The sequence below is a fragment of the Streptomyces sp. NBC_00669 genome (assembly GCF_036226785.1).
Lineage (GTDB): Bacteria > Actinomycetota > Actinomycetes > Streptomycetales > Streptomycetaceae > Actinacidiphila.
In genome coordinates this window covers 8,591,238-8,609,248 of the sequence record NZ_CP109018.1, presented here as the reverse complement: position 1 = coordinate 8,609,248, position 18,011 = coordinate 8,591,238, and the positions used below count along the sequence as shown (strand labels likewise).

Genomic DNA, 18,011 nt, shown 5'->3' with positions numbered 1-18,011 from the left:
ATCCGGGTAGACGACGGTATGCAGCACGGAAGGCAGGTGACAAGTGGCGCTTCGACCCGTGGCCCGACCGGCCGCCCCGACGCGGGCGGAGGGCGCTCGGCGCCGCCTGCGACTCGGCCTACGCGGACTCGACGGACCCGGTCTCCGGAGGGGTGTCCTCGCGCGGGGCGAGGTCGGCCATCGCGGAACGGAAACCGCTCAGGCCCTCCACCAGCGCGACCCGTTCAGCCGGCGGCATGGCGGAGATGATGTGCAGCAAGGACGTCTCGCGGCGGGCCCTGAGCTCGGCGAGGTAGCTCTCCCCACGCACCGACAGGCGCAGTTCGAGCTCGCGGCGGCTGGCGGAGCTGAGCGAGCGCTCGATGAAGCCCAGCGCGTGCAGCCGGTCGCACATCCGGCTGACCGACGACGGCGCGGAGCCCAGCAGCTCGCCGAGGGTGCGCAGATTGATCCCCCGGTCGCGGTCCAGCACATAGAGCACCTTGAGCTGCGACCAGGAGACCGGTGCGGTCGAGGTCATGTCCCGGTCCTGCGTCCAGAGCACCTCGAGTAGCTCGATCACTTCGCGGGCGGCTTGAGCGGCGGCGTCCCGGTCCCGACTGGAGGAGATCCCGGAGCGCATGCCCTCAACTGTGGCACTTCCCAACTGCCTTGTCAGTCGCCGAGGCATAAAGCGTCTTTCCCCTCCTTTTTGGCTTCCATACTCTCGAACAGGTGGTAATCGACCGGTGGACAGATTCACGGCTGCGGAACGCGAGCTGCGCGGCGCCGCACCCCATGCTCTCCTCGCGGCGGCCAGGGGCGCGCTCATCACGCACTACGCGGCCGTCGACGTCGACCTGCTCATGGCCGACTACGCTCTGACCATACTGCAACCCGTGGACGGGGCCCCTGATACGGCGGAGCCCGCGCCGATCCACTCCAGCGCCGCCGGACGGGCCTTCGGCGCCCAGCGCGTGCACACCGAGACCGATCCGCGCACCGGCGAGCTCACCGCCCACCTGCCGATCAGCGTGCGCGGCGACCGGATCGGGGTGCTGTCGGCACGGTTCGCCGAGGGCGGGTACGACCCGGCCGCGGAGCCGGAACTGGCTGAGCTGGCCGAGGTGTTGGGGCACGAGATCGTGGTCGCCGAGCGGGACACCGACCTCTACCTGCAAGCCCGCCGCGCCGACCGGCTCACCCTCGCCGCCGAGATGCAGTGGGAGCTGCTGCCGGCCCGCTCCTGCTCCCGCCCGGAGTACGACATCGGCGGCGGCCTGGAGCCCGCGTACGCCATCCACGGCGACAACTTCGACTGGTCCGCGTCCGCCGGGCACCTGACCCTCACGGTCACCAACGGCATGGGCGAGGGCGTGGAGGCGGCGCTGCTCACCAGCCTCGCGGTGCACGCGCTGCGCAACGGCCGGCGCGCGGACCTGTCACTGGCCGACCAGGCGTTCCTCGGGGACCAGGCGGTCTACGGCCACTACCGCGGCCGGGTGCACCTCGCGGCGCTCCTGATGCGGTTCGAACTGGCCACCGGCGACGTCGAGGTCATCGACGCCGGCTCGCCCAAGGTGTGGCGGCTGCGCGGCGGCAAGGTCGAGCCGGTCGAACTCGAACCGCAGCTGCCGCTGGGCATGTTCGAGGACACCCTCTACACCACCCAGCACCTCCACCTGGAGAGCGGGGACCGGCTGCTGTTCGTCAGCGACGGCGTGTACGACGCGGTGTCCCCCGGCGGCGAGCGCTACAGCGAGCGCGCGCTGGCCCGGGCGATCACCAGCACCCGCCTCCTCCCCCCGGCCCAGGTGCCCCGCGCGGTGCTGCGCGAACTCACCACCCACCGCGGCTCGCCCGAGCCCGACGACGACGCGATGGTCGTCTGCCTCGACTGGCACGGCCGCGACACCGCCCCGCCCCCGGCTCCGGACCCGGCCCCCGACCAGCTCTGACGGTGCCCGGCCGGGCGTCGTACGGCCCGGGACCGTACGATGCCCGGCCCCGCGCCGGCTATCCGCCCGACCCCCGCTTCGTGCGCGGATGCCGTATCCGCAGGACCGCGTACAGCGTCTGCGCGACCTCGACGACGGTGACGGCGCACCCCAGCGCACCGGCCCCGTACAGCACCGCCGAGGCGGTCCCGGCGCAGTCTGCCGCCAGCACGAAGGCACCGGCGATCCCCGCGAACCGCAGCGCCAGCACCACGCGGAAGACCCATGCCAGCGACATCACGACGAACTCGGTGCCCGACACCCCGCGCCGGGCCAGCCGGCCGAGGTACAGGAAGAGGCCCCGGCTCGCGGCATCGGTGAGCAGTGCGGCCGACCCGAGGAGCCACCAGAAGAGCTGCATGTGATCCCCCAACCCTCGCCTGGCTGAAGCCCATCGTCCGCCGCCGGCCGGGCGCGGACCTGAGTACGCGTGCTCAACCCGATACGGGGACGGGCGCGCCGGGTGGTCGTCGTCCAGCACGGAGTGCGGGGGCCAGGCGCGGAGGGTCCGCGTTCTCCGGGTCCTCACGGGTGCGGCATCGGCGCGGGCGGTGTCGGCAGCAGGCGAACGAGGTGCTGTGCCACGTCCAGCGGCAGCGGTGGAATGTGGACGTAATCGGCGCCCCGTTCATCGCTGCGGGGGACGACCCGTCGGAGCAGAGCTTCGTCTGCGCCCAGTTCCCGTAGCAGCCGGCGCAGGGCGAGGGATGCGTGTCGGGTCTCGCTGAGGTTGTTCCTCAGCGCGTCGGGCATCGGCATGGCGGTTCCCCGTTCGGCGATCGGATACTCACTGACCGTAGGAAGCGCGGGCGTGCTGCGGCCATGGCACTTTGACGGTCCGTCAGCTCGAAGTGCCACCTCTACAGCGGCACACCGACCGCGTCCGCGAGGACACGCATGCGTGGTGTCAGGGTCCGCCGCCGGGCGATGACCTGACCGAGGATGTCGCGGGCATACCGCTGGTGCGGGAGCCACTGCGGTGCGGCCTGCCAGATGGTCTCCAGGGTGTCCACCGCCTCTGCGTACTGCCGCAGCCGCACCCGCGCGGACGCCTGGTCCAGCCGGTTCCGGTTGAGGTTGTTCGAGGTCGGGCGCATACCCTCCCAGGAGATCTCGGCGGAAAGTCGCAGCACCCGGTCGGGTCGATCCGAGACCATGGCGTGCTCGGCGTCCTTGAGCTGGACCGTCCGCGCGTCGAACGCCCGCAGGAAGCCCCCCGGCACCTGCCGCGGACCCAGCGCCGCGGCGGCCGAACCGGCAAGGAGCAGCAGTCGCTCGGCGTCGTCCGGCCGGGCGTCCCGGTCCGCCGCCGCGGCGGCGCGCAGCAGCAGCCATCCCCACGCGCCCAGCTCCGCGGGCGTGGCCCGGGACATACGGGGCTCGATCCGCTCGGCCCACTCCTCGGCGAGCCGCCCGGCCTCGGCGATCCGGCCGCGACGCAGCAGCAGCCAACACCGCGTGCTGATCGCGGCCGCCGCGTCGAGATCGTCGGGAGCACCGTCCAGGGCACGGCCGAGTGCGTCCTCGGCGGCATCGAACTGCCTGGTCTGGGTGAGCATCCAGCCGACCAGCCGCATCAGCCCGGCGTTCACCGCGCGCCCCGCCGGGGCGGCGGCCACGGCCGCGGCGTCGCGCAGCAGCACGGGCAGCACCTCGGCCAACTCGTCAAGACGGTCACCGGCAGCAAGGGGCATGGCGGCGGCGACGGCCGCGCGGACTCCGGCGACCGTCGGGGCGTCGTCGGCGGGCCCGGGCGGTGGAGCGGCCAGCGCGGCGCGGACAGGCGTCCACAGGTCCACAACGCTCGGAGAGGCGCCCTGCATATCGCGCACGCCTCCCAGCAGCCGGCTGGTGGGCACCCGCAGGGCCACGGCGAGCGCGCGGGCCGTCTCCACCCGCGTATCGTCCCGCTCGCCCTGCTCCAGCTTCCTGACCAGCGACAGGGACACGCCGGATGCGGACGCAAGCTGGTGCTGGGTCAGCCCTCGCCGCTTGCGGATCTCGCGCAGCCGCTCGCCGATGGGGCCACTGCTGCCGATGGGTTGAGGCATTCCGACCCCGGACCTACTCGTTTCGACCTCGACACCCGAAACGGTACAGCGGGTCCCGCCTCGCGCGGGGACGCCTTTCTCCGGCCGGCAGCGGATGCGGGCGCGGGCGCGGGTACGGACGTAGGTGACGGTCAGTCGGGTGTGTGACGGCGCCTCCCTCATGCGTGTGATTCAGGCCACAGCTCATTGACGATCAGCGAAACACCCGCGCAACATGGCGGAAACCACTTCCTCGGAAGCAGCTTGCCAGGTGCGAACTGTAAACGTTTACAGTTCGGTTGCGGTTCAGCTTCGGATGCATCTCCGGACTCGGCGGGACCCGGCTCCGGACCCAGCCTCAGAGCTTCAGCTTCAGCGAAAGGACGATCATGACGACTTCGGCCGGACCGCCGACCGTCGAGACCATCGCCGCGAAGGCGGGTGTCTCGATCGCGTCGGTGTCGAGGGTGCTGAACGGGCACGGCGCCCGCCCCAACACGGTCCGGCGGGTCGAACAGGCCGCCGCGGAACTGGGCTACGTGCCCAACGGCGTGGCCAGGTCGCTGAAGGGCGGCCGCACCCGGCAGCTCACCTTCGCGATGCCCGACGTCGGCAACCCGGTCTACGTCTCGATGGTCCGCCAGATACAGGCGACCGCGAAGCCGCTGGGCTACCGGCTGCTGCTGCACTCCACCGACGCCGTGGCCGAGGACGAGCTGGACGTGGTACGCAGCCTGGCCGACCGGACCAGCGACGGCCTGATCCTGGTCCCGATCCGGGTCACCGACGAGCACCTGAAGGTGCTGTCCGGGGCGGCGCGGCCGGTGGTCGTGATCGGGTCGCTGCCCGACCAGGCGCCGGTGGACAGCGTGCGGGCCGACTCGGTCTCCGGGGCCGTGCTCGCGATGCGCCACCTGCTGGCGAGCGGGCGGCGGCGGATCGCGTTCATCAACGGCCCCGCGGACACCGTCCCGGGTCGTAACCGCAGCCTCGGCTACCGCACCGCGCTGGAGGAGGCCGGGCTGGACCACGACCCGGCGCTCACCGTCACCACCGAGTTCGGTATCGCCGCCGGCGCCGCGGCGATGCACCGGCTGCTGGACGCCGACCCCGGTATCGACAGCGTCTTCTGCGCCAACGACCAGCTCGCGCTGGGCGCGGTGCACGCCGCCCACGACCGGGGCCTGCGGATACCCGAGCAGCTGGCCGTGGCCGGCATGGACAACAGCGAACTGGCCCGCGCCGGCCACCCCGCGCTGACCAGCGTGGACCTCGGCTCGGCCGAACGTGGCCGGATAGCCGCCGAGATGCTGCTGGCCCGGCTGGACGGCGGGGATGACGAGGTGCGGTGCGAGACCGTCGCGCCCCGGCTGGTCGTACGCGGCTCCACCGCGCACGTCCGGCCCGGGCGCGACGACGGTTCCGGCCCCGATTCCGACGTCGGCGGGGACCGTGACCAGGACCGGGCCCCGGGCACGAACCCGGGCACGAGCCCGGCCGCGGCCACGAACCCGAACCCGAGCACGGGCATCGCGTCCGGCAACACCCCGGCGAGCGCGTCGTGAGCGCCGGAGCGGTCCTGCGGCCGCGGCGCCGTACCGGACAGGGCGCCGGCACTCCCCCGCCGCGCTCCACCGCCGCGCGCCGCCGGGTGCTCGGCCTGGACAAGGACGCCTGGTTCCTGCTGCTGCCGGCGCTGATCCCGGTGCTGGTGCTGAGCGTGGGCCCGCTGCTCTACGGGATCTCGCTCGCCTTCACCGACGCCCAGTCCGGCGTCACCAACTCCACCTCCTTCACCGGCATCGCCAACTTCAAGGACCTGCGGCTCGACTCGCTCTTCTGGCAGTCGTTCCGGATCGGCCTGCTGTGGGCGGTGTGCGTCACCGTGCTGCAGTTCCTGATGTCGCTGGGCCTGGCGCTGCTGCTCAACCAGAACCTGCGGCTGCGCTGGCTGGCCCGCACCCTGGCGCTGGTGCCGTGGGCGATGCCCGAGGTCGTCGTCGGCATCATGTGGCGGCTGGTCTACAACCCGGACGCGGGCATCCTCAACAACACCCTGCACCACCTGCATCTGACCGACGGCACCACGGACTGGCTGTCCAGCCTGTCACTGGCGCTGCCCGCGGTGATCGTGGTGGGCGTGTGGGCGGGCATGCCGCAGACCACCGTGGTGCTGCTGGCCGGCCTGCAGAACGTCCCGCTGGAGCTGCACGAGGCCGCGAGCCTGGACGGCGCCGGGATGTGGCGCCGGTTCACCACGGTGACCTGGCCCACCCTCAAGCCGGTGGTGCTCTCCATCACCGCGCTGAACTTCATCTGGAACTTCAACTCCTTCGGCCTGGTCTACGTGCTGACCAGCGGCGGACCCGGCGGCAAGACCGAGCTGCCGATGCTCTTCGCCTACGACGAGGCGTTCCGCTACGGCCAGTTCGGCTACGCGGCCGCCATGGGCTTGGTGATGGTCGCGGTGATCGCCGTGCTGCTGGCCGTGTTCCTGCGCAACCGCCTGAAGGAGGACGAGTCATGAGCGCGACCGACGCGGCCGGCGCGGCCGCCGTACCCGCTCCCCCCGCCACCCCCGCGCCCAGCGCCTCCACGGGCGCCGGGCGGCGCAAGGCCCGCCGCCGGATGGGCCGCGCCGGGCAGTACGTCGCGCTGCTCTGCTACGTGGTGTTCCTCGCCTTCCCGCTGCTGTGGCTGGTCTCGACCGCCTTCAAGTCGCCGCAGGAACTGGGCTCGATCCACCCGACCTGGCTGCCGAAGCACCCCACGCTGGACAACTTCCGGTCCGCCTTCGACGAGCAGCCGCTGCTGCACTCCGCGCTGAACAGCCTGATGGTGGCCGGCATCTCCGCGGTCGTGTCGGTGGCCATCGCGGTGCCCGCGGCCTACGTGATGGTGCGGTTCCGCTCGATGGTCAGCCGGGCCGGCACCGCCTGGATTCTGGTCAGCCAGATGTTCCCGCTGGTGCTGATCATCATCCCGCTGTTCATGGTGCTGAAGAACATGCACCTGGTCGACTCCCGGCTCGGCCTGGGCCTGGTCTACGTGGTGTGGACGCTGCCGTTCGCGCTGTGGATGCTCCAGGGCTACGTCAAGGCGGTGCCGGTCTCGCTGGAGGAGGCCGCCGCGATCGACGGGTGCAGCCGGGCCCGCGCGCTGCGCAGCGTGGTGCTGCCGCTGCTGATGCCGGGCCTGGTGGCCACGCTGATGTTCTCCTTCGTCACCGCGTGGAACGAGTTCTTCTTTGGCCTGGTCCTGCTCAAGTCCCCGGAGAAGCAGACGATGTCCGTGATCCTGACCCACTTCCTGGGCGCCGAGGGCGCCGCGGACCTCGGCCCGCTCGCCGCCGCGTCGGTGCTCGCCACCCTGCCCAGCCTGCTGTTCTTCGCGCTGCTGCAGAAGCGGCTGGTCGGCGGCATGATGACCGGGGCGGTGAAGGGCTGATGCGCCGCCGTACCTTCCTGACCGGCACCGCCGCGACCGCCGCGGTGGCCGGCTCCGGGTCGCTGCTGTCGGCCTGCGGCTCCTCCAGCGGCTCGGGCGTGCCGCGGCTGGACTTCCTGTCGCTCGCCTGGCAGACGGAGTCGGTCAAGGCGAACAAGGCGCTGGTCGCGCAGTGGAACAAGCAGCACCCCGAGGTGCAGGTCCGCTACGTGCAGGGCAGCTGGGACGACGTCCACGACCAGTTGCTGACCTCCTTCGAGGGCGGCGCCGCGCCGGACATCATCCATGACGAGGGCATCGACCTGACCGACTTCGGCTCCGGCGGCTACCTCGCGGACCTGACCGGCCTGCTGCCCGCGGGCCTGAAGAGCCGTATCCCGCAGAGCACCTGGGACACCGCGCGGTTCAACGGCGCGGTGTACGGGGTGCCGTTCCTCCAGGAGCCGCGGGTGCTCATCGCCAACCGCACCCTGCTGGTGAAGGCGGGCGTCCGGCTGCCGGACGTCGCGCACCCGTGGACCTGGCAGGAGTTCGAGGACATCTGCCGGGAGCTGTCCCACCACGGCGGCGGCGGCGCCCAGCGGTACGGCACAGCCTGGCCGATGAGTTCGCCGGTGAGCGTGACGCTGAACCTGGCGCTGACCAACGGCGGCCGGGTCCTGTACAAGGACGAGGGCAGCGGCCGTACCGAGGTGCGGTTCGGCAGCGCCGACTCGGCCTTCGCCGAGCTGGTCCGGCGGCAGGTGAAGACCGACAGGTCCGCGCCCTCCAGCGCGCTGGCGCTCGGCGGCGGCGACGTGCTGCCCGGGTTCTTCGCCGGGCGGTACGCCATGCTGCCGCTGGACTTCTCCTACCGGCAGCAGATCGAGCAGCAGGCGCCCAAGCACTTCGACTGGGTCGTCCTGCCGCTGCCGGTCGGCAGCAAGGCGCCCGACGGCGGGCGCTCCCAGGGGGTCAGCCCGCAGACCCTGTCGGTGGCGAAGTCCTGCAAGCACCAGCAGGCGGCCGTGGAGTTCATCGACTTCATGACGCAGACCCCGCACCTGGTGCAGCTCGCGCAGGGCGACTGGATGCCGCCGACCGGCGCCGCGGCGCTGCGCGACCCGTCGCTGACCACCACCAAGCTCGGGTGGAGCACCGGGATGGCGATGGCGAAGTACCTGAGCGCGTCCCCCGCGCTGGGCATGCGCGGCTATCCCGAGTGGTCCGACAAGATCGCCACGCCGGCGCTCCAGCAGTACTACAGCGGCGCGATCAGCCTGGACTCGCTGCGCGGAAAGCTCGTCCGCGACGGCAACCGCGTCTTCGAGCGGTACCGGGACTGAGGGGGTGCGGCGCGCCCCTCCCCCAGGGCGCGCCGCGCCGCCGAGCGAACCGAGCGAGCGGCCACCCGATCCCCTGACCTCGACCGTCGCCCGTATCCGTATCCGTCCCCGACACCCGCACCGGAAGGAGCCCGCACCGTGTCCCGCACAGAGCACCACAGCCGTCCCCGGCCGCAGGGCCACCGACCGCGCGGCCACCAGCCGGCGGCGGGTCCGGCCCGCCCGCCACCGCCGCCGGGCACCCGCAGGGCACAGCCACGCACCACACAGCAGTACTCACCAGGAAACGGCACGGCATGAGCACAACTCCCGCCTCACCCAGCGCCTCTGACGCATCAGGTCCCCCACCCCTCAGCACGTCCGGCACGGCGCTGGCCCCGCCGCCGGGTGGCATCCGCCGCCCCCGCCCCGTACCCGGCAGCCCCCGTGACCACGCGCGCGGCGCGCTCACCGGGCTGGCCGTCGGTGACGCCCTCGGGGCGCCGGCCGAGAACATGAAGCCGTCGCAGATCCGTCAGCGCTGGGGCCGTATCGAGGACTTCGTCAGCGAGGACCCGGCGGGCACCGACGACACGGAGTACGCCATCCTGTCCGGCCTGCTGCTGGCCCGCTACGGCGCCGCGCTCACCACCGGCGACGTGGAGGCGGCCTGGCACGTGTGGATCGCCGACCGCGACGAAGGGGCCTTCCGCGGCGCCGGGTTCAGCGAGCGCGGCACCCTGGAGAACCTGCGCCGCGGGCTGGCCTCGCCGATCACCGCGCAGCACCGGCACGCCTGGAGCGACGGCCTGGCGATGCGCGCGGCACCGTTCGGCGTCTACGCGGCGGGGCGGCCCGCCGAAGCGGCGCGGCTGGTGGCGATCGACGGGACCGTCAGCCACGAGGGCGAGGGGATCTACGGCGGCCAGGCGGTCGCCGCCGGGGTGGCCGCGGCGATGACCGGCGGGGACTGCTCCGCGGTGATCACCGCCGCCCTGTCGGTGGTGCCCGAGGACTCCTGGACCGCGCGGTCGCTGCGGCGCGCGGTGACCGTGGCGCGCCGGGTCCGGCTCGACCCGACGCTCACCGTGCTCGACCGCGAGCGCGCGCTGCGCTCGGCCGTCGTCATCGGCGGGTACCCCTGGACCGACCTCGCGCCCGAGGCGGTCGGCCTCGCGTTCGGCGCGTTCGCGCTGGCCGGGGGCGACTTCAGCCGCTCGGTGCTCACCGCGGTCAACATGGGCCGCGACGCCGACACCACCGCGGCGGTCGCCGGCGCGCTGGCCGGCACCCTCGGCGGGTTCGGCGCGATTCCCACGCACTGGTCGGAGGCGATCAAGCCGGTCACCGGCAGTTGCCTGCCGGCCATGGCGGGCTACCACGTCCGCGACATCGCCGACCTGCTCGCCCCCGGGGAACCCGTGCCCGGTCCGGCCGAACGGGTGGCGTCATGAGCACCACCGCACACGGCTTCTCGCGCGGGCCCGCTTCCGCGGCGAAGGCGACGGCCGACGGCGAGCCCGGCCGCCCCGACAGTGGGCCCGGCCGCCCCGACGGCAGCTCGGCCCCGGAGGCCGGCGCCCCCCGCGAAACGGCACCACGCCCGCGCCCGGCGGCCGATGCCGGCACCGGCAACTCCCGCCCGCTCAGGCCCGGTTCTGGCACCTCGGCGCTTCCGGCCGGCACGGCACACCGGACCCCCGGCGGTGCCGCCACCACGACGCCCCGTCCGGCCACCGGACGCGGCGACTCCCCACACCCGGAGCACACCCCCGTGAACCGCACCGGCACGTCCGGCATCCCCGCGCCCGCTTCGGACACCGCCCACGGTGCGGCGGCGCCGGGTGACCGGGTGACCCGGGACCGGGTGGAGGGGCTGCTGCTCGGGCTCGCCGCGGGCGACGCCGCGGGATGGCCGGCCGCACGCCATCGGGCCGCGCGGATGCCGGAGTGGACGCGGCGGCTGACCCGCGAACTGGACACGTTCGCCGAGCAGAACGCGACCACGACCCTGCCGGTGCCGATCGCGCTCAACCAGCCGCCCGAGCCGCTGCGGCTGGGGCCGTCCGACGACGCGGAGTGGGCGGCCTTCACCGCCGAGTCGGTGCTGTCTGCGCGCGGCGCGCTGCTCAGCGACCTCAGCCGCGACCGCCGGGTGCGGGCCGCGGTGGACCTCGCCTGGATGTCGCTCGCCGCCGAGATCTCCTCGGCCGCGGCCCGCGCCTCGGAGGTGGAGTCCGCGGTGATCCCGCTGCGCGCCCGGATCTCGGTACGGGCCGGGCTCGGCAACCTCGCCACGGGGCTGCGGCCGCCCGCCACCGGCCACGACAACCCGCACTTCTTCGACGACGCGGCCTGCGGGCGCGCGTGCGTGCTGGCCGTGGTGCACCCGGGCGACCCGGCCGCCGCCGCCGACCTGGCGGAGTACGACGCCCACTACACGCAGGACGGCGACGGGGTGCACGGCGCCCGGGCGATGGCCGCGGCGGTCTCGCTGGCGCTGGCCGGCGCGTCCGCCGACGACTGCGTACGGGCCGCGCTGCGCGAACTGCCGGCCGGCTCGGAGATCTCCCGCAACGCCGAGCACGCGGTCGCCCTCGCCCGGGCCGCGCGCGCCGCCGAACCCGACGGCCACGGCCAGGCGTTCGGCCTGGTCCCGCTGCTGGAACACCAGATCGTGGACCACGTCTACAGCTACGGCATCGCCGCCGCGGAGACCGTGCCGGTGGCGCTCGCCCTGGTGCTGGCCGCCGACGGCGCGGTGGACCAGGCGGTGCCGGCCGCGGCCTGCCTGTCGCGGGTCGCGGACTCCGCGCCCGCGCTGGCCGGCGCCCTGGCCGGTGCGCTCGGCGGCGCCGCCGCGTTGCCGGTCTCCTGGCGGGAGGCGTGCCGGACCCTGCCCGGCTGCGCGCTGCCCCGGCTGGTGGGCACCGATCTGGTGGACCTGGCCGGGCGGTTGGCCGGCGTCGAGCCCGAGGCCGACCCGTACGCCGTACCGGACACCTCGCCACCGCCCGCCGAGCCGTTCGCCTCGCCCGGCGCTCCCGCACACCCCGTGGCGCCGCTCGCCACCGACCCCCATGCCCCTGTCACGGAAGGACCCGGAAGCAATGAAACTCACGCTTGAGGACCGCATCACCGGCTGCCTCGTCGGCGCCGCTGTCGGCGACGCCCTCGGCGGCCCGGTCGAGGGCTGGACGCCCGAGCAGATCACCGAGCGGCACGGCGGCCGGGTACGGGGCATCGTCGGCCCGTTCTACGAGGAGTGGCGCACCGCGCGCCCGATCGCGCCGTACCACAAGGGCGACGGGCACGTCACCGACGACACCCTCATGACGCACGCCCTGGTGCGGGTCTACGCCAAGGTCCGCGACCACCTCGACGCGTACAGCGTGGCCGACCACCTCGTGCCCGACCTGATCGGCACGCCCCGGTGGATTCCCGAGCTGGAGGCGGAGGCGCTGCCGCTCCAGCGGATCTTCCTCGCCGAGAAGTGGATCGTGGCGCGGCTGCACTACGGCCACGTCGACCCGCGCGAGGCGGGCGTCGGCAACATCGTCAACTGCGGTGCCGCGATGTACATGGCGCCGGTCGGCGCGGTCAACGCCGGCAACCCCGCGGCCGCGTACGCCGAGGCGCTGGAGGTGGCCGCACCGCACCAGTCGTCGTACGGGCGGGAGGCTGCCGGGGTGTTCGCCGCCGCGGTCGCCGCGGCGTTCGCGCCGGACGCCACCGCCGCCTCCGTGGTCGAGACGGCGCTCGCCCTCGCCAAGGACGGCACCCGCGCCGCGATAGAGGCGGTGTGCGAGCGCGCCACCGGCTTCGACGACTGGGAGGAGGCGCTGGCGCCGCTGCGCGAGGCGGTCGCGCCGTTCGACACGGTCGGCCCGCGCTACCGCGAGCCCTCGCTCGGCGCCCGCCGCCCCTCCCGGCTGCACGCGATCGAGGAACTGCCGGTCGCGCTCGGCATGTTGCTGATCGCGGGCGGGGCGTACGAACCGGCCGTGCTCGGCTCGGTCAACTACGGCCGCGACTGCGACTCCATCGCGACGATGAGCGGCGCGATCGCCGGGGCGCTCGGCGGCACCGGCGCGGTGCCCGCCGGGTGGAGCGACGAGGTGGCCCGCGCCAGCCGGCTCGACCTGCACACCCCCGCGGCCGACCTGTCCGCCGTCGCCCGCGAGGTCTTCGCCCGCGACACCGACCGCCGCCGCGCCCACGAAGCCGCGTTCACGGCGCTGGCGGAGGTCCGATGAGCCCGCACCCCGCGGAGTACCCGCCCCCGTCGCCGACCGGGCCGGGCACGGCCGACGGTGACGGCGGGCGCGGTGCCGGGTCCGATCCGGCGCTCGGGGAGCCGTTGCGGCTGACCTGGGTGCAGCCGGAGGACCTGGTGGGGCACGAACTGCGGCAGGCCGAGCAGGACGGGCGGGACACGGCCGCGGTGCGAGGGCGCTGGCTGGCCGCCGGCGGGCACCTGGCGCCGGAGCGGGCCGGGGCGTCGCCCGGTCCGGTGCGCCCGGAGGTGCGGGCGCTCGCGCACGAGCTGCTGGACGAACTGGCCGGGCAGCGCTCGCCGTTGGCCGAGCAGGAGCCGACGGATCTGGCCGGGATTCACGCGGCCGCGGGCGCGCCGCCCGCCGTGGCGCGGGTCGAGCGCCCCCAGGAGCTGGCCGAGCGGCTGGAGGCGGGCTGGCTGGGCCGGGCCGCGGGGTGCGTGCTCGGCAAGCCCGTGGAGAAGCTGCCGCTCGACGGCATCCGGGCGATCGCCCGCTCGACCGGCAACTGGCCGGTGCGCGGCTACTTCACCGAGGTGGGCCTGGACCCGCGGGTCGCCGCCCGCTTCCCGTGGAACCGCCGCAGCCGCCCCACCTCGCTCGCCGAGAACATCGACGGGATGCCCGAGGACGACGACCTCAACTACCCGCTGCTGGCACTGATGTTGCTGGAGGCCCGCGGTCACGGCTTCCGCACCCGGGACGTGGCGCAGCTGTGGCTGGACGAGCTGCCCGCGGGCCGTACCTTCACCGCCGAGCGGGTCGCGTACCGGAACCTGCTGGCCGGGCTGGAGCCGCCGGAGACCGCCACCTGGCGCAACCCGTTCCGGGAGTGGATCGGCGCCCTGATCCGCGCGGACGTCTTCGGCTGGACCCGCCCGGGCGACCCGGCCGCGGCTGCGGACGAGGCATGGCGCGACGCCGTGCTCAGCCACACCGCGAACGGCGTGTACGGGGCGATGTTCGCCGCCGCGGTGGTGGCGCGGGCGGCCGGTGGCGGCGCCGACGTGCACGCGTGCCTGGCGGCCGGGCTCCAGGTGGTGCCGCGCGGGTCGCGGCTGGCCGGCGCGGTCCGGCTCGGCATCGACCTCGCCGGCGCCGAACCGTCGGGCAGCGCGGAGGGCTTCGCCGTCGTCGTGGACGAGCTGCACCGGCGGTTCCACGACCACCACTGGGTGCACGTCCTGCCCAACGCGGCGCTTCTCGCGTCGGCCCTCACGCACGCCGACGGGGACTTCGCCGGGTCCGTCTGCCGTGTGGTGTCGGGCGGTTGGGACACCGACTCGAACGGCGCGACGGCCGGGTCCGTCACCGGGCTGCTGGCCGGTTCGGCGGCCGCGCTGCCCGGCGAGTGGACCGGCCCGCTGAAGAACCGGCTGGCCAGCACGGTCGGCGGGTTCGAGGGCATCGGCTTCGACGCCCTCGCCCGTCGCACCGCCGCGCTGGCCGTGCTGCCGTCCGGCCCGAACCCGCGGGAGCACGAAGCGCCCGCGCGCCGCGCGCCCGCACAGGGCACCCCCGAGGAAGGCACCCGATGAGCACCGATCCGACCGTTCCCCCGGCACCCTCCGCTCCCCCGGGGCGCCGCGGCGCCCCGCCTTCCGGGCGGGCCCGCATCGTGGTGCTGGGCAGCGCCAACATGGACCTGGCGGCGTACACCCGGGTGGCGCCGGCGCGCGGCGAGACCGTCACCGGCGAGGCGTTCCGCACCGTGGCCGGGGGCAAGGGCGCCAACCAGGCGATCGCGGCCGCGCGGGCCGGTGGCGAGGTGACGTTCGTCGGCGCGGTCGGCGACGACGACTTCGGGCCGCGGCTGCGCGCCGCCCTCGACGGCGCCGGGGTCGGCACCGGCCCGCTGCGGACGGTGCCGGGCCCGAGCGGCATCGCGCACATCGTGGTCGACGGCGAGGGCCACAACGCGATCGTGGTGGTGCCGGGTGCGAACGGCACGGTGACCTCCCTCGCCGACGGCGACGAGGACGTCATCGCGGCGGCCGGTGCGCTGCTGCTCCAGCTCGAACTGCCGCTGGACGGCGTGCTGGCGGGTGCGCGGGCCGCGCACCGGCACGGCGTCCGGACCGTCCTCACGCCGGCGCCGGCCCAGCCGCTGCCCGGCGAACTCCTCGCGGTGACCGACCTGTTGGTGCCCAACGAGCACGAGGCCGCCGCGCTCAGCGGCCACTCCGACCCGCGCGCCGCCGCCCGCGCGCTGCTCGACGCGGTGCCCGAGGTGGTGGTGACGCTCGGCGCGGCGGGCTGCCTGTACGCCGCCCGCGGCCACGAGCCGCTGGTCGTACCGGCCCTGCCCGCGAAGGCGGTGGACACCACCGCGGCCGGCGACACCTTCGTGGGCGCCCTCGCGGTCGCGCTCGGCGAGGGCCGGCCGGTGCCGGCGGCGCTGGAGTGGGCGACGGCCGCCTCCGCGCTGTCGGTGGAACGCGAGGGCGCGTCGTCCTCGATGCCGGAGCGCGCGGAGATCGACGCGCGGGCCGCCGGCGGTACGCCCGTATCCCGCCGGGCCGACCGCCCGAGTCACGGATGAGCGGCCTCAGATGACCGACCGACGACGACTGCCGACGAACACCCCCGCTGATCGGGACGACACGACGACCGACGACGACCGGACGCGCGAGGACCGGCACCCCGGCGAATCCGCCGGACGCCGAAGCACGTGGAAGAAGCCGAGGTAGCTCCCATGCACCACCCCAGTACCCGCAGTACCCGCCCCGACGACCGACTCCCCGCTTCCGCCGACGCGGTGACGGCCGCGGGCTCGGGCAACGGCACCGCCGTACCGCCGCCGCGCACCGAGCCGTCGCCCGAGGCTCCCCACACGCCGCCCGCCGGCGGCCCGTTGGAGGGCATGCGGGTGCTGGACCTGGCCACGCTCTTCGCCGGGCCGAGCGCCGCGACCCTCCTCGGCGACTTCGGCGCCGACGTCGTCAAGGTCGAGCACCCGCGCAAGCCGGACCCCTCCCGCGGCCACGGCCCGAGCAAGGACGGCGTGGGCCTGTGGTGGAAGCACCTCGGCCGCAACAAGCGCAACATCACCCTCGACCTGTCGACGCCCGGCGGCCGGGACGTGCTGCTCAAGCTCGCCGCGTCCGCCGACGTCATCATCGAGAACTTCCGGCCGGGCACGCTGGAGCGCTGGGGCCTGGGCTGGGAGGAGCTGTCGGCGGCGAACCCGCGGCTGGTGCTGGCGCGGGTGACGGCGTTCGGGCAGTTCGGCCCGTACTCCGCGCGGCCCGGCTTCGGCACGCTCGCCGAGGCGATGAGCGGGTTCGCGTCGGCGACCGGCGAGCCGGACGGCCCGCCCACGCTCCCGCCGTTCGGCCTCGCCGACTCCGTGGCCGCGCTCGCCACCTCCTTCGCGGTGATGGCCGCGCTGGCCGGCCGGGACCGTACGGGCACGGGGCAGGTGGTCGACATGGCCATCATCGAGCCGATGCTCGCGGTGCTGGGCCCGCAGCTCATCTGGTACGACCAACTCGGTTACGTGCAGCCCCGGATGGGCAACCGCTCCACCAACAACGCGCCGCGCAACACCTATCGGACCGCCGACGGGGCGTGGCTGGCGGTGTCCTCCTCCGCGCAGTCGATCGCCGAGCGGGTGATGCGGCTGGTCGGGCGGCCGGAGCTGGTCGAGGAGCCGTGGTTCGCCACCGGCACCGGGCGGGCCGCGCACGCCGACGAGATCGACACCGCGGTCGGCGGCTGGATAGCCGGGCACGACCGGGACGAGGTGGTCGCGGCCTTCGAGGAGGCGCAGGCCGCGGTCGCGCCGATCTACGACGTGCGGGACGTGATGACCGATCCGCAGTACGGCGCGCTGGGCACCGTGGCGTCCGTGGACGACGCGGAGCTGGGGCCGATGCGGATGCAGAACGTCCTGTTCCGGCTGTCGGGCACGCCCGGCGCGATCCGCTGGACCGGCCGCCCGCACGGCGCGGACACCGACGCCGTCCTCACCGAACTCGGCCTGGACGGACCGGAGATCGCCGCGCTGAGGGCGGAGGGCGCGCTGTGAGCACCGGAACCCACGACACGACGGGCACCCCCACCGGGCCCGGCACCCCCGCCGGTCCCGCCGCCGACGACCGCGCCGGTGCGGACGACGCCGTCCTGACCTGGCTCTACGCCCCGGGCGACCGTCCCGACGTGGTCGCGAAGGCGCTGCGTTCCGGCGCGGACGTCGTCCTGGTCGACCTGGAGGACGCGGTCGCGCCCGCCCGCAAGGAGTACGCGCGGGCCGCCACCGCCGAGTTGCTCGCCGAGCCGGTGCCGGGGCCCGCCCGGGTGCACGTACGGCTCAACGCCCTCGACGGCCCGCTGTTCGCGGCGGACCTCGCGGCGCTGGCCGGGCTGCCGGGCCTGGGCGGGCTGCGGCTGCCGAAGGTCGCCGGGCCGGGCGATGTCGCGTCCGTGCTGCGGCTGCACCGCGAGCTGGCCGGGCCCGGCACGGCCGTGCCCGGGCTCTACCCGCTGCTCGAATCGGCGCTCGGCCTGGAGAACGCCTTCGCCATCGCCACCGCCGATCCCGCGGTGCGCGGACTCGCGCTCGGCGAGGCGGACCTGCGCGCCGACCTCGGCGTGACCGAGGAGGACGCGCTCACCTGGCCCCGGGTGCGGACCGTCGTGGCGGCCCGCGCGGCCGGACTCGCCCCGCCCGCGCAGTCCGTCTACCCCGACGTGCGCGACCTCGACGGCCTCGACGCCTCCTGCCGTCGCGGCCGCGCCCTCGGGTTCCTCGGCCGCGCCGCCATCCACCCCCGCCAACTCCCCGTCATCGCCCGCGCCTACCTCCCCACCGCGGGCGAACTGGACGCCGCCCGCGAGACCGTGGCCGCGGCCGCCGCCTCGCCCGGTGCCCTGGCCCTGCCCGACGGCCGCTTCGTGGACCCCGCGGTGGTGGCCGGCGCCCGACGCGTCCTGACGCTTGCCGCCCGCGCGGAGGCGTACTTGTAGGGTCCGCTG

Annotated in this window: 16 protein-coding genes; 12 read left to right on the top strand and 4 right to left on the bottom strand. The window is 74.7% G+C overall.

The genetic code is table 11. The features are described from left to right. Window positions 1–118: 118 nt before the first annotated feature. Window positions 119–622 (bottom strand): MarR family winged helix-turn-helix transcriptional regulator, encoded by a 504-nt coding sequence (locus tag OG896_RS36320; RefSeq protein ID WP_328460806.1) that lies wholly within the window; start codon window positions 620–622, stop codon window positions 119–121. Between the two features lie 106 nt (window positions 623–728). Here OG896_RS36320 and OG896_RS36315 point away from each other — a divergent pair, with 106 nt between their 5' ends. Beyond that, a complete protein-coding gene (locus tag OG896_RS36315; protein WP_329372238.1) occupies window positions 729–1,937 on the top strand; it encodes a PP2C family protein-serine/threonine phosphatase in 1,209 nt (402 codons plus the stop codon). A 58-nt stretch (window positions 1,938–1,995) separates the two neighbouring features. Here OG896_RS36315 and OG896_RS36310 read toward each other — a convergent pair whose 3' ends face one another. The 3 genes from OG896_RS36310 to OG896_RS36300 form a co-directional block, all read right to left on the bottom strand. After that, window positions 1,996–2,337 carry a hypothetical protein gene (locus tag OG896_RS36310; RefSeq protein ID WP_329372236.1) on the bottom strand — a complete coding sequence of 114 codons (342 nt, stop codon included), beginning with the start codon at window positions 2,335–2,337 and terminating at the stop codon, window positions 1,996–1,998. A 164-nt stretch (window positions 2,338–2,501) separates the two neighbouring features. After that, window positions 2,502–2,735 (bottom strand): hypothetical protein, encoded by a 234-nt coding sequence (locus OG896_RS36305; RefSeq protein WP_329372234.1) that lies wholly within the window; start codon window positions 2,733–2,735, stop codon window positions 2,502–2,504. A 101-nt stretch (window positions 2,736–2,836) separates the two neighbouring features. After that, window positions 2,837–4,027 carry a helix-turn-helix domain-containing protein gene (locus tag OG896_RS36300; RefSeq protein ID WP_329372232.1) on the bottom strand — a complete coding sequence of 397 codons (1,191 nt, stop codon included), beginning with the start codon at window positions 4,025–4,027 and terminating at the stop codon, window positions 2,837–2,839. A 368-nt stretch (window positions 4,028–4,395) separates the two neighbouring features. Here OG896_RS36300 and OG896_RS36295 point away from each other — a divergent pair, with 368 nt between their 5' ends. The 11 genes from OG896_RS36295 to OG896_RS36245 all read left to right on the top strand — a co-directional run bounded on the left by OG896_RS36295 (window position 4,396) and on the right by OG896_RS36245 (window position 18,002). Further along, on the top strand, window positions 4,396–5,571 hold the full coding sequence (locus tag OG896_RS36295; protein ID WP_329372230.1) for a LacI family DNA-binding transcriptional regulator: 1,176 nt from the start codon (window positions 4,396–4,398) through the stop codon (window positions 5,569–5,571). Further along, complete coding sequence (locus tag OG896_RS36290; RefSeq protein WP_328460818.1) at window positions 5,568–6,533, top strand: carbohydrate ABC transporter permease; 966 nt, start codon at window positions 5,568–5,570, stop codon at window positions 6,531–6,533. The genes OG896_RS36295 and OG896_RS36290 overlap by 4 nt, the downstream gene beginning before the upstream one ends. 101 nt (window positions 6,534–6,634) lie before the next feature. Further along, complete coding sequence (locus OG896_RS36285; RefSeq protein ID WP_328473782.1) at window positions 6,635–7,453, top strand: carbohydrate ABC transporter permease; 819 nt, start codon at window positions 6,635–6,637, stop codon at window positions 7,451–7,453. Then, window positions 7,453–8,778, top strand: a complete 1,326-nt coding sequence (locus OG896_RS36280) for an ABC transporter substrate-binding protein (RefSeq protein ID WP_329372228.1) — start codon at window positions 7,453–7,455, stop codon at window positions 8,776–8,778. Before OG896_RS36285 ends, OG896_RS36280 begins: the two co-directional genes overlap by 1 nt. Before the next feature lie 296 nt (window positions 8,779–9,074). Further along, window positions 9,075–10,211 carry an ADP-ribosylglycohydrolase family protein gene (locus OG896_RS36275; RefSeq protein WP_329372227.1) on the top strand — a complete coding sequence of 379 codons (1,137 nt, stop codon included), beginning with the start codon at window positions 9,075–9,077 and terminating at the stop codon, window positions 10,209–10,211. Then, window positions 10,208–11,884, top strand: coding sequence for an ADP-ribosylglycohydrolase family protein (locus tag OG896_RS36270; RefSeq protein WP_443057205.1), 1,677 nt, complete (start codon window positions 10,208–10,210; stop codon window positions 11,882–11,884). The genes OG896_RS36275 and OG896_RS36270 overlap by 4 nt, the downstream gene beginning before the upstream one ends. After that, on the top strand, window positions 11,868–13,013 hold the full coding sequence (locus OG896_RS36265) for an ADP-ribosylglycohydrolase family protein (RefSeq protein ID WP_329372225.1): 1,146 nt from the start codon (window positions 11,868–11,870) through the stop codon (window positions 13,011–13,013). The genes OG896_RS36270 and OG896_RS36265 overlap by 17 nt, the downstream gene beginning before the upstream one ends. Beyond that, entirely contained in the window at window positions 13,010–14,572 is a 1,563-nt protein-coding gene (locus tag OG896_RS36260; RefSeq protein WP_329372223.1) for an ADP-ribosylglycohydrolase family protein, read from the top strand. The genes OG896_RS36265 and OG896_RS36260 overlap by 4 nt, the downstream gene beginning before the upstream one ends. Beyond that, window positions 14,569–15,576 carry a ribokinase gene (locus OG896_RS36255; protein WP_329372221.1) on the top strand — a complete coding sequence of 336 codons (1,008 nt, stop codon included), beginning with the start codon at window positions 14,569–14,571 and terminating at the stop codon, window positions 15,574–15,576. Before OG896_RS36260 ends, OG896_RS36255 begins: the two co-directional genes overlap by 4 nt. A gap of 321 nt (window positions 15,577–15,897) precedes the next feature. Further along, window positions 15,898–17,064, top strand: a complete 1,167-nt coding sequence (locus OG896_RS36250) for a CaiB/BaiF CoA transferase family protein (RefSeq protein ID WP_329374496.1) — start codon at window positions 15,898–15,900, stop codon at window positions 17,062–17,064. A gap of 95 nt (window positions 17,065–17,159) precedes the next feature. Continuing rightward, complete coding sequence (locus OG896_RS36245; protein WP_329374493.1) at window positions 17,160–18,002, top strand: HpcH/HpaI aldolase/citrate lyase family protein; 843 nt, start codon at window positions 17,160–17,162, stop codon at window positions 18,000–18,002. The last annotated feature ends 9 nt before the right edge of the window (window positions 18,003–18,011 follow it).